The organism is Candidatus Campbellbacteria bacterium (assembly GCA_034521025.1).
Taxonomy (GTDB): domain Bacteria; phylum Patescibacteriota; class Minisyncoccia; order Phycocordibacterales; family JAXHMZ01; genus JAXHMZ01.
The window spans coordinates 213,477-226,274 of sequence record JAXHMZ010000005.1; the positions used below are offsets into that span (position 1 = coordinate 213,477).

The 12,798-nt window shown below is 47.6% G+C and carries 8 protein-coding genes; 7 read left to right on the forward strand and 1 reads right to left on the reverse strand.

The window, feature by feature from the left end; translation table 11 throughout:
- The first annotated feature begins 60 nt into the window (after positions 1-60).
- Positions 61-564, forward strand: coding sequence for a hypothetical protein (locus U5L75_03565; GenBank protein MDZ7726630.1), 504 nt, complete (start codon positions 61-63; stop codon positions 562-564).
- 81 nt (positions 565-645) lie between these two features.
- Here the strand turns inward: U5L75_03565 and rpmB are convergent, their stop codons facing one another.
- Complete coding sequence (rpmB, locus tag U5L75_03570) at positions 646-888, reverse strand: 50S ribosomal protein L28 (protein MDZ7726631.1); 243 nt, start codon at positions 886-888, stop codon at positions 646-648.
- An 80-nt stretch (positions 889-968) separates the two neighbouring features.
- Between rpmB and U5L75_03575 the strand changes: the two genes are divergently transcribed.
- The 6 genes from U5L75_03575 (at position 969) to U5L75_03600 (ending at position 12,762) form a co-directional block, all read left to right on the forward strand.
- Positions 969-1,586, forward strand: coding sequence for a site-2 protease family protein (locus U5L75_03575; GenBank protein MDZ7726632.1), 618 nt, complete (start codon positions 969-971; stop codon positions 1,584-1,586).
- 97 nt (positions 1,587-1,683) lie between these two features.
- Complete coding sequence (gene rpsL, locus U5L75_03580; GenBank protein MDZ7726633.1) at positions 1,684-2,088, forward strand: 30S ribosomal protein S12; 405 nt, start codon at positions 1,684-1,686, stop codon at positions 2,086-2,088.
- An 8-nt stretch (positions 2,089-2,096) separates the two neighbouring features.
- Entirely contained in the window at positions 2,097-2,564 is a 468-nt protein-coding gene (rpsG, locus tag U5L75_03585) for a 30S ribosomal protein S7 (GenBank protein ID MDZ7726634.1), read from the forward strand.
- A gap of 48 nt (positions 2,565-2,612) precedes the next feature.
- A complete protein-coding gene (fusA, locus tag U5L75_03590) occupies positions 2,613-4,766 on the forward strand; it encodes an elongation factor G (GenBank protein MDZ7726635.1) in 2,154 nt (717 codons plus the stop codon).
- 136 nt (positions 4,767-4,902) lie between these two features.
- Entirely contained in the window at positions 4,903-10,881 is a 5,979-nt protein-coding gene (locus U5L75_03595) for a tail fiber domain-containing protein (GenBank protein ID MDZ7726636.1), read from the forward strand.
- A 6-nt stretch (positions 10,882-10,887) separates the two neighbouring features.
- Complete coding sequence (locus tag U5L75_03600) at positions 10,888-12,762, forward strand: carboxypeptidase-like regulatory domain-containing protein (protein ID MDZ7726637.1); 1,875 nt, start codon at positions 10,888-10,890, stop codon at positions 12,760-12,762.
- The last annotated feature ends 36 nt before the right edge of the window (positions 12,763-12,798 follow it).

Consider the following 12,798-nt stretch of genomic DNA (forward strand, 5'->3'; position numbering starts at 1 on the left):
TTGCTGAAGACTGTGATATTGATCCCACTTGTCCTGTCGTTTGTTTCATTTGCAATCCAAATGAGCCCTAGGTTCGAGCTGTTTTTCCCGGACATAGGTGCCCATATCAGAGGCACGGTCCAGCTGTCCATTCCAGAAGTTGAGGTTGTCAGGAACGCGACTGAATTACCGGTTCCGGAAGTTCAAGTTGCCTACGTTTTGAGATCAACCGCGTACAACTCCGTATCCGGGCAAACTGACTCAACACCTAATATTACCGCGACAGGTGAACGCACTCAGCATGGAATTGTAGCACTATCTCGAGATATGCTCGAGATGTTCCCTTACGGAACAACGGTCAAGATACTTGATATTCGTTCCATGGATGGAGCGCCGAATGGTTGCGGAGCAACTCCAAAGACCATCGAGCGTCTACCAACCCTTCCAGGGTTGAGTCCGGGCGAATTTCGGGTAGCGGATACGATGCATCCCCGCAAACAAAGACAGGTGGATGTCTGGCTCGACAGGGTAGAGTACGCACGCAACTGGGGAGTTTGTGAAGTTGTGTTGGCCAAAGCCAACTAGTTCTTTCTGAAAGATCAGAGTGAAACAAAAAGACCGCACCATTTAGGTAGCGGTCTTCTTTTATATAAATATTCAGAGCTATTAGATAATGCCGGCTTTTTTGAGTGTTTCAAAGGCTCCGTTTTTTTGTATGGTTTTTAGCCCCTTGGTTGAAACGTTAACCGTAACGTATTTTTCCAACTCAGGAACAAATATCCTCTTCTTCTGGATATTGGCTCTCTTTCTTTTCTTGCCGGTAGGGTTGAACTGGGTAGCACGAGTGCGGTTAGAATACCCGCCTCCTATTTGTGAACTTTTTCCTGTGATCTCGCAAACTTTTGACATAATAATGAGTTTTTCTTACGCAAGCTACTTTAGCATATCTACCCATTTATGCAATATTTGATATGATACACTACATCATTATGACTATAGGAGCTCTCATTGGGATCATTGTACTGATACTTTCCGTGGTGGTGCACGAGGTGGCGCATGGCTTTGTGGCAAACAAACTCGGCGACCCTACGGCGCGTCTTGAGGGGCGTTTGACACTCAATCCGATAAAACACATCGATCCGGTCGGCTCTATTCTGATCCCCGGTCTCCTTATGATAACTAACGCGCCATTTCTTTTTGGTTGGGCGAAACCTGTACCGTACAATCCGTATAACCTCAGAGATCCCAATCGTGATGAAGCGCTTATCGCTGTTGCCGGTCCGGTTTCAAATATTATCTTGGCGACTTTGGGCGCCGTGTTGTTCAGAGTATTGGTAATGGGAGGAGAGGTCGGCTTGTTTGCCGAAATACTGATCCCGTTTGTCATCATAAACCTGGTTTTGGCTTTGTTTAACCTGGTTCCTATACCGCCGCTTGATGGCTCCAAAATTCTTTTCTCAATTTTGCCGGTCTCTATGTATCACATTCGGCAAACACTAGAGAGCTTTGGTTTCTTTATAGTGATCGCCTTCATTGTTCTCTTTGGAGGATTTATTGGACCGGCCGTTTTCAGTCTTGCCGAATTGATGCTTGGTGTTGCAATATAGACATATTATGAGACTTGCATTCTCACTTCGCCTGTAGTACTGTACTCTCTGTTGAAGCTCAATACGGGCTAGATTTTAATGTATACGAAAATTTGTAATGGCAACAATTAATCAATTAACGAGAAAAGGGCGTAGCAAAAAACCACAGAAATCCAAAACTGTGGCTCTTGCTCGTGGGTTTAATACTCTTAAAAACCGCCCTTCTCTCTATAACTCTCCTTTTAAAAGAGGCGTTTGCACAAAAGTAACAACCACAACTCCTCGCAAGCCGAACTCCGCGGTCAGAAAGATCGCTCGTGTTCGTTTGACGAACGGTATGGAAGTGACCGCGTATATCCCGGGTATGGGACACTCGCTACAGGAACACTCGGTAGTGATGCTACGTGGTGGTGGTCCGAAAGACATTGGCGCCAACTATACGGTAGTTCGCGGAGTTCTCGACTCTGGCGGAGTAGATGGGCGCAAAAAAGGACGCAGTAAATATGGAGCTAAGAGAGAATAAATAATATTATGCGAAGACCAGTCAAAAAAACGCCACAGCCTGTCGCGGATTCAGTCTACAACTCTGTACGGCTTTCGAGGTTCGTAAACTATATTATGTTAGACGGTAAGAAGAGTACCGCGCGCAAGATAGTCTATGATGCTCTGGATAGGATCAAGAAAAACACCAAAAAAGACCCGCTTGAGGTCTTTGAGACGGCTCTACACAATGTTGGCCCAACTATGGAAGTACGCAGCCGTCGGGTCGGAGGAGCTAACTATCAGGTCCCTCGAGAGGTACGTCCGGAAAGACGCGACCAACTCGCTATGCGGTGGATCGTAAATGCCGTGCGCGCGGAAACTGGTCGCCCTATGTACGAACGATTGGCCGACGAGATCCTAGCCGCCGCGAACGAAGAAGGAACCGCTTTTGCCAAGAAAGAAAATACCCACAAGATGGCCGAAGCCAACAAGGCATTTGCTCACTTCGCTTGGTAACAGAGTTAGTAAAATTATATAAACAGTTTTTATTATCAATTTATTTGTATGAATCGAGATTATCCTCTAGAGAAAGTTAGAAATATAGGTATTATTGCCCACATTGACGCCGGTAAGACAACAACTACCGAGCGAGTGCTGTTCTATACCGGTGTATCACACAAGATGGGAGAAGTGCACGAAGGCGAAGCGGTGATGGACTGGATGGAGCAAGAGCAGGAGCGAGGGATCACCATCACCTCAGCGGCTACTACTTGTTTCTGGACCCCTACTTACAAGAACGCAGATACCGACCTAGAGGCAAAACATCGAGTAAATATTATTGATACTCCCGGTCACGTGGACTTTACCGTTGAGGTAGAGCGCTCTCTTAAGGTTCTCGACGGTGGAGTCGTGGTTTTTGACGGTGTCGCCGGAGTAGAGCCACAATCTGAGACAGTATGGCGCCAAGCTGACAAATATGAAGTTCCGCGCATCTGCTTTATAAACAAGATAGACCGCACCGGCGCCTCTTTTGATCGATCGTTTCAGTCGATAGTGAATCGCCTTACTCCAAATGCTGTCAAAGCTCAACTCCCAATTGGCGAGGAAGACAAACACGAAGGCATTGTTGATCTTTTGACCATGCAAGCCGTCTACTTTGAGGGTGATATGGGAGTACAAGTCGAAAAGAGAGAAGTTCCCGAAGAACTGAAAGCCGAGGCCGAGAAACTTCGTGGAGAACTGATCGAAAAGATAGTTGAGAACAACGAAGAATTGATGGAAAAGTATCTCGCCGGAGAAGAAATTCCCGTGGAAGATCTTAAAAAAGAGATGCGCCGAGCGGTAATAGCAAACGAGATGGTGCCTGTCTTTACCGGAAGCGCTCTTAAAAACAAAGGTGTTCAACTTGTTTTGGATGCCGTCATCGATTACCTTCCCAACCCGACAGAAGTTCCTCCTGTCTCAGGAATTGATCCGAAAACAGGCGAGGAAACGACACGCGAAACATCAGACGAAGCTCCTTTCGCGGCGCTTGCTTTCAAGGTCGCAACAGATCCTTATGTCGGACAGCTGACGTATTTTAGAGTCTATTCCGGAACGCTTGAGGCGGGCTCGTATATTCTGAATACATCAACCGGAGACAAAGAAAGAGTTGGTCGCATAGTGCGAATGCACTCAAACGACCGAGAGGAAGTACAGAAAGTATTTGCCGGCGAGATCGCCGCCGCGGTTGGTCTAAAGAACACCAAGACCTCGGACACACTTTGCGCGGAGAACGCGCCGATCATACTTGATAAGATCGAGTTCCCACAGCCGGTTGTATCTCTGAAAATTGAGCCAAAGACCAAAGCCGACCAAGAAAAAATGAGTGTCGCCTTGAAAAAACTTTCTGATGAGGATCCAACCTTCCGAGTCCAAACTGACGATGAAACCTTTGAGACCGTGATTTCCGGAATGGGAGAGCTTCACTTGGATATTTTGGTAGACCGAATGAAGCGAGAATTCAACGTAGAGGCAAAAGTCGGTCAGCCGCAGGTTTCCTATCGAGAGACCATTCTCGAAGAGGCCGAGGAAGAACACAAATACATCAAGCAGTCTGGTGGACGCGGACAGTATGGACATGTCAAGCTTCGTGCCAAGCCGATGGAGAAGCTTTCTGAGGAGGAAGAGAAAAAACTTCCAAATAACGTAAAACGCACCGAAGACTTTGAGTTCATAAACTCAATTAAGGGTGGAGTTATCCCACAAGAATTCATCCCCGCAGTTGAGAAAGGAATCAAAGAGACTATGGAGAGAGGGATAGTTGCCGGATTTAGAATGGTAAATGTTTCTGTTGAGGTCTTTGACGGATCTTTTCACGAGGTTGACTCAAATGAAGTAGCGTTCAAGATCGCCGCTTCTAAGGCATTCCAAGATGCCGCAAAGCAAGCCAAGCCGGTTCTCCTTGAGCCGATAATGAAGGTAGAAGTTACGGTTCCCGAAGAATTTATGGGAGACGTATCCGGCAACTTGTCTTCTAAGCGAGGTGTTATTGAATCAATGGAAGATAGGGGAATGGTCAAAGGTATCAACGCTATGGTCCCTCTCTCTGAGATGTTTGGATATACGACGATGCTTCGATCAATGACAGCCGGACGCGGACAGAGCGTTATGGAGTTTGATCACTACGCTGTTGTACCACAAAACGTAGCCCAAGAGATCATCGAAAAGCGCTCGTAGCAAGATCAGGCAAGTTTGGCCACAAGTAAAGCAGAAAACATAAAACAAAACTCCCAAAGTCGGGAGTTTTTGTTCATTGCATATAGTTGTTAACGTCTACTCAGCCCTGTAGCGTGCTAAAATACACTAGTGTAATATGAAAAACTTCATAAAAAGACCCCTGCCTTTTCTGCTGGTTATACTGGCTGGATTTAGCTTAGCTGTCACTGCTTTAATAGCCGCTCCTCCGGCTTCAAAATACTCTCCCGGTGAGACTCTAGACCCTACCTGCGCGCCCGGAGACACCAACTGTAGCGTTGAGACCAACGATGTTTCTTCCAGTACAACTGATGATCTATCAGAAGGATCGAGCAATCTCTACTACACCGAAGCGCGCGTCTCCGCCAACTCTGACGTCGCGGCCAATACCACTAGCAGGCACAATGCCCTTTCACTCGGTGGTTCTCTGGACTATCTATCACTAACCGGACAAACCCTCACCCTCAACGAGATAGATGTAGGAACAGACACCAACTTAACTGCCGGCAGTGGTGTTTCTCTTTCCAGCGGCACACTTGACGTTGACACCTCGGGCATAAACGTAGGCGACCTTAACACTAATTTCACTACAGGCTCCATCCCGTTCTCCAACGGAACGAACCTTACCCAAGACAACACCAATCTGTTTTGGGATGATACGAATGACAGGTTGGGATTGGGGACTAATCTTCCAAGTTATTTTCTAGAAGTAGCGGGAGGCGATGTTTATGTTACTCAGACTCTCACAAATGGTTGGAATTTAAGTAACGCTTCATATGATTCTGTTTCATTTGGAGTATCCGGAGAAGCTCTTGAACCAACTGGTACCTATTTTAAACCGGATGGAACAAAGATGTATCTTTCAGATCGAAGCTCTAATAATATATATCAGTACACATTATCTACACCCTGGGACCTTTCAACTGCGGCCTATGATACTGTTTCTTTTGATGGACAAGCTGGATTTCCTCGGGGTGTATTTCTCAAGTCCGACGGAACGAAAATGTATGAACTGGACGGAAGTACTACTTATCAATATACATTATCTACACCCTGGGACCTCTCCACCGCATCTTATGATTCAGTATCGTTCAGTGTTTCAGGACAGGAAAGTGACGCACAAGGTCTAGCTTTGAAATCAGATGGAACGAAGATGTATGTAATAGGAGATAATAATAATACTGTGTATCAATATGGTCTCTCCACCCCATGGGATCTTTCAACTGCCTCTTATGACTCGGTATCGTTTAGTGTTTCGGGACAGGAGGGGATATCGAGAGAACTTGCCTTTAAATCAGATGGAGCAAAGATGTATATTGTGGGAGATGGAGCTAATAGTGTTTTTCAGTACTCTCTCTCTACACCCTGGGATCTTTCAACCGCATCGTACGATAGCGTTTCTTTCGATGTTTCTAATGAAGTAACAGATTCACATGGTGTATCTTTCAAAACCAACGGTACAAAAATGTTTGTTCTTGACGGCGACTTTAGTAGTGGAAGGATTTACCAGTATTCTATGGCTGGAGGTTCAGAAGGAGGTAGTATTTTTGTTGACAACAGTATTGGAATCGGCGCCACCTCGCCTCAAAACGCCCTCGACGTCTCCGGCGCCTCGGTCATCGGCTCCACCTACGCCGGCACCAACACGGCACCAACCAACGGTTTGCTTGTTGAAGGCAACGTAGGAATAGGCACCACCTCACCCAACACCGCCTTCGACCTATCCGGCGCCTTCTCTCTCCGCGGTGTCTCAGTCCCATCTACTGCACCTGCCGGACAGGGAAGAATATACTTTGACTCAAGCTCTAACTCGTTCAAAGTATCCGAGGATGGCAGCTCTTACGAAAACCTTCTCAGTGATGTTTCTGCCGCTGGCTCCGACGGAGCAGTACAATTCAACTCTTCTGGCTCTTTCGGAGCCGACGACGCCAACTTCTTCTGGGATGATACGAATGACAGGTTGGGGTTGGGGACGGCAACTCCCGGAAACCTCCTCCATCTAGCCGGCGGAGATTTGCGAATCGAAGAGACAGCTTCGAGCGGAAACTACGATATCTCCACCGCCTCTTTCTCTCAATCTATTTCCACGCAAAACAGCCTTTCGTTAAGTATCGCTTGGAACGACGACGGTACTAAACTATATGAAACAGGACGTGGCAGTGGTGCCGAACGCTTATACGAATACAATGTCTCCACCCCCTACGACATCTCCACTGCATCCTTTTCTAAATCTATTCCCACACAAGACTCTTATCCGGAAGGCATTGCCTGGAACGACGACGGCTCCAAGCTATACGAGGTAGGGCAAGGTAGCGACCTTATATATGAATATGATGTCTCCACCCCTTACGATATAAATTCCGCCTCCTTCTCCCAATCCATCTCTACACAAGACTCTATTCCACGCGGCATAACCTGGAACGACGACGGTACCAAGCTATATGAGATGGGAGGACACAACAGCGAACTCATCTACGAATACGACGTCTCCACCCCCTACGACATCTCCACAGCCTCTTTCTCCCTGTCCATCTCCACGCAAGACGGCTCTCCAGAAGGCATTGCCTGGAACAACGACGGCTCTAAGCTCTATGAGGTGGGTCGGGGTAGCGATCTCATATACGAATACGATGTTTCCACTCCGTATAACATTTCCACCGCTTCCTTCTCCCAATCCATCTCTACACAAGACAGTGACCCAACTGGCATCGCCTGGAACAGCGACGGTAGCAAGCTCTATGAGATAGGATATGATGGGTTGTCAGGCGGCGGTTACATCTACGAATACGACATGGGCAATTCATTCGAAGGCGGCACTCTCATCGCCGACACCAGCGTTGGAATTGGCACCACCACCCCCCAAAACGCCCTCGACGTCTCCGGTTCTTCGGTCGTCGGCTCCACCTACGCCGGCACCAACACAGCACCGACCAACGGACTACTAGTAGAAGGAAACGTAGGACTAGGCACCACCTCACCCTCCGCCCGTCTCCACTCCCTCTCCACGACAGAGCAACTCCGACTCGGCTACGACGCTTCTAACTACCTCTCAGCCACAGTGGGAAGCGCCGGCTCCACCACACTCTCACTCACAGGAACCTCACCGGAGTTCACGTTCTCCCAACTCGCCAACTTCTCCTCAGGAGTAAACGTAAATAGTGAAACCATCACCGACTTCACCGGCACCGGCCTCACCCTAAACACCAACGCCCTCACAGTAGACCAAACCGCACTCAACGTAGAGGGCTTTGCCACTGCTCTCACCGCCGGATCCATCCCATTCTCCGACGGCTCCAACCTCACCGAAGACAACGCCAATCTGTTCTGGGACAACGCCAACAATCGTCTGGGACTCGGCACCACCTCACCCAACACCCTCCTAGACCTAGCCGGAGCTCTATCCATCAGAGGAATGTCAGCACCATCCACCGCACCGTCAGGACAGGGAAGAATATACTTTGACTCAAGCTCAAACACCTTCAAAGTTTCCGAAAATGGTGGTTCGTATGAAAATCTATTGGGAGGAGCCTCCGTTGCCGGCTCGGATGGAGCGGTTCAGTTCAACTCTTCCGGCTCCTTTGGAGCAGACGACGCCAACCTCTTCTGGGACAACTCCGGCAAGATGCTCGGTCTCGGTACCACCAACCCCACGGACCGACTACACGTAGTAGACGCAAGCGTAGCGGGAGCTCACTACGAGACAGACGGAGTAGCCACCTTTGAGGATGACGACGCCAACCTACAAGTAGTCGCCACCGACCAAGGAGACGACGCCGCCGCCTTTATCCTCACCAACGCTCCCGCCGGAGGCACGGGAGACAACAAACACTGGATTATGCAACACCGCGGTGCCAACCTCAACAACCGCCTCGACCTCGGCTACAAGACAAGTGCCGGCAGCGGCTCTATTGCCACCGGCACCTACACCGGTATGACCCTCCTCACCAACGGCAACGTCGGTATCGGGACGACAAGTCCGGGTCGAAATCTCCATGCAGTAAATAACGTTCTTATTGGAGGGACGGCGGATGGCGATGGTGATTTATTTTTGGAAGATTCAAGCGGTAATCAACTTATTCAGTTAGATACCGAAGGCTCTAGCGCTATTTCTGGCACACAGATTTATCTTACTGCCGGAGGGAATTCTTATATAAATACGGGCGGCAACGTCGGCATCGGGACGACTAGTCCAAACGAGGAACTGGAAATAGGAGCACTCGGTACGGCCACTAGCGATTCTGATGACTACGACTCTGGTGATATTGGTCTAACTGCGAGCGGTTGGGACGTAAATGGTTCAAACGAAAGAACCGGTACATGGAAAATTAGAAATGTTACCGAGCCTTCTAATTATCCGGATTTTGATTTGCAGTTTGTGGATCCTTCGGATAATACCGTAATGACGCTTACTGGTTTGGGTTCAGGTTTCACCGAGGGCAACGTCGGCATCGGCACCTCCTCACCCTCAAAAAAACTACACGTGAACGGAAGCGCACGCATCGGTAACTGGAAATTCAACGACATCTCATCTACCGAACTCGCCGTCACCGACTCGGGCAACAACACAGTCCTCATCTTTGACGAAAGCAACCCGCACATCTTCTGGTCACAGAACCTCACCGATGAATTCAACACCGGTACCTTAACCAGAACCAAAAGCACCAACGACCGAGTCTACCTCGCCAAGGACGGATCCGGCTCTACCCACAACACGGGAGAATACCTGACAAAAGTACGAGAGGAACCATACATAGTAGACTTCGAACGCATCCTCGCCACTGTCAACCTACCAGACGGCGCGACTCTCACCGCAGAGGTACGCTCTTCGGACGACAACTTCACCACCACCAAAGACAGTGTAACGGTAGAGCTGGAAGACGGAATGAAAACCTACGACCTCGCAGAGCTAGCAGACGCCTCATACTACCGCATACTCTTCGAATTCGAAGCCAACAACTCTGGAGAAACCCCGGAACTCATCTTCTTTGAAACTGCCTCTGTGTCGGATGAGAAAAAGCCCAGAAACCTTGCCTCGACCCAAAACACGGGGGTCATAGAAACAACCACGAGCACCGAAGACGAAATACGCACGACGGAGCTTGGCTCACTACCGATCGGTACGGGAAACTATGTTCAGATCACCGAAGACGGTACACTGGTGGAAAGCGGATCATCGGAACGATTCAAGAGAGACATAACAAAACTCACGATAGACACCGACATGATCTACGATCTCAATCCTCGCTCGTTTATTTGGGATGACAATACAGAAAACGCGGGCCAAAAAGACTTCGGATTAGTAGCTGAAGAAGTAGATGAAGTATTGCCAGAACTTACCTTCCGCGGTTCTTCCGGTGAGCTACGAGGAGTTGATTACTCCAAACTCTCAGTACTTATGCTGGGTGAGCTGCAGCAGCTTGACCTAAAGGTAGATATGCTAGATCCGAACCTTGATACGGGCGGCAGTGTATTCGAGAGGTTGCTAGAATGGTTCGAAGATAAGACACTTCGTGTTAAATCTCTGCGAACCGAAGAAGTGTGCGTGGGTGATACGTGTGTAAATGAATCAGAGTTGCGTCAATTGCTAGATAACGCCGACATAGATCCTCGCTCCATATCAGATCCTGAAGATAGTGATTCTGCGAACGAAACAGATACTACTCCTACAACCGGTGGCGGTTCAGACAATGAATCCCAAGGAGGTGACGACAATGAAGAAACAACAGTAGAAGATTCAGAAGACACACAAAACGACTCAAAGGAAGACGAAACAGAAGGATCAACGACAGAGAAAGAAGAAAGTTCAGACGAACAAGAATCAGTAGAAGAAAGCGATGAAGAAGATAAAGATACTGAAGACGAAGAAAATACTGACGAATCTGACCCAGAAACCGAGCAGACAACTGAAAATTCCGACGAAGAAAATGACGGTGAAAACAAAACAGAAGATAACACGGGCACAGAAAAGAATGATGAGGACAGTACGGCAACCGAGGACATCACAAAGGAGAGTGACGATGAAACCTCTGAAGGTGATGTCGAGGTAAAAGACAAAGGAAGCGAAAAAGAAGAAGGATCAGTTAAGGGCGAAGAATAAATGAAAATGAACAAGAGAACATTTACAAATAAATTTTTGGTCGCAATTAGCGTGGCGGCGATAATTAACTTTACTTTTCCGGTGGTGTTATCTGCATCAGAGACTGACGGAACTATAGATTCTTCTGAAAAATATGCCCGATTCTTGAGCGCCGATACTTTGATAAACTTTGCCACCTCGGAAGGCGACGTTCATGTTACTGATGACGGACTTACGGGGTACGCATGGTCAGAGGATTATGGTTGGATAAATCTGGACCCCGGCGAAAGCGGTGTTTCTAATGATGGAGAAGGAAATTTATCGGGCTACGCTTGGGGTGAAAATATTGGCTGGATAAATTTCGCGCCCAGTGAAGGCGGAGTAACAATAGATGAAAATGGTGAATTTAATGGGTATGCATGGAGCGAAAATATAGGGTGGATCGTTTTTAGCTGTGAGACAGATAATTCATGTAGTTCGTTGAATCATGGAGTTGCTACGGATTGGCGTCCGGAAAGCGTAAGAAGCTCCGGATCGTCTGAGAGTTCATTTGCTCCTTCTCCGGACGAAGGAGGCGATGAAGACGTGGATTCCGAAGACAATGAAGACGAGCCAGAGGAGAGTGTACCCTCAGAAGAGGAATCTCCTGTAGATGAGTCACCGGAGGATACACCTGAGGTAGAGACGGACGAAGACGACGAGGAGCCGGATGAGGATATACCCTCTGAAGTAGAAGAAGGAGATGACAAAGATCCTGACGATGAAGTTTCTGATTCCGGAGTAGAGGCTGGTGATGAAGAAGGCGGTGGAACATCTAGAGGTACAACTATAGCGGACAGAGTAGGTGAAGCGATAACTCTCATAAGAAAGACAAGTGACAATGTCAGAAAATCTATGGTCGGACTAGGAGAATCTATACAAAGAAATGTTTCCGAGGCTTTTGAAGACGCTGTAGTGACTACTACTGCCAGTACGGTTTCAGTAGCTGGAGCGGTGACTGGTACAGCTACTGTGGTAAGCTCTTTCTTTTTAACCCCTGTTTCTTTCTCGGAGATCGTGTTTATCCCTCTGCGTATATGGACGTTATTTTTGTCGATATTTGGATTTAAGCACAATCGCAGACCGTGGGGTACTGTATATGACAGCGTGACCAAGCAACCACTAGACCCGGCTTACGTTGTCTTACAAGATGAAGACGGCAAAGAAGTTAGCGGTTCAATTACGGACTTGGATGGCAGATATGGCTTTCTTCAGGATCCTGGGAAATATCGATTAGTTTCAAAAAAGACCAATTATAACTTTCCGTCTAAACGCCTGGAAGGAAAAACTGGAGATATTTTATACGACAATCTTTATTTTGGAGAAAACTTTTTGACCGAAGAGGGTTCGGTTATTGATAAAAATATACCAATGGATCCGGAAGGGTTTGATTGGAACGAATTTGCAAAACGTGCAGAAAAGGGGAGGATGAAATTTTATTCACGCTTTGACGCGTTATTTACCTATGGAGCTAATATACTTTTCTATGTCGGACTTTTTGCGTCCCTCGCGGCTTTGATAGCTGTGCCGTCTCTTCTACAGTTGGGTATAGTTTTGTTTTATATTTTGGTATTTGCCTTAAGGACGTTTGGACTCAAGCCAAAACATCTCGGTTCGGTCGTGGACAAAGAAACCGGCCAACCGCTCTCTTTTGCAATTGTGCGTGTGATAATTCCTTCCTCGGACCAGGAGGTTAAGCGGGTTGTTTGTGACAAATTTGGTCGTTTTTATAGTTTAGTGTATCCGGGCACCTACGTTATTGCGGTAGAAAAAAAGGTGGGTGAGGATTCATACGAACGGGTTTATACCTCAGAGCCCAAAGAGGTAAAAGGAGGTGTGATAAACAGCAGTTTAAAGGTTTGATTTTGTTATAAATTTTTGTTCATTGCATATAGTTGT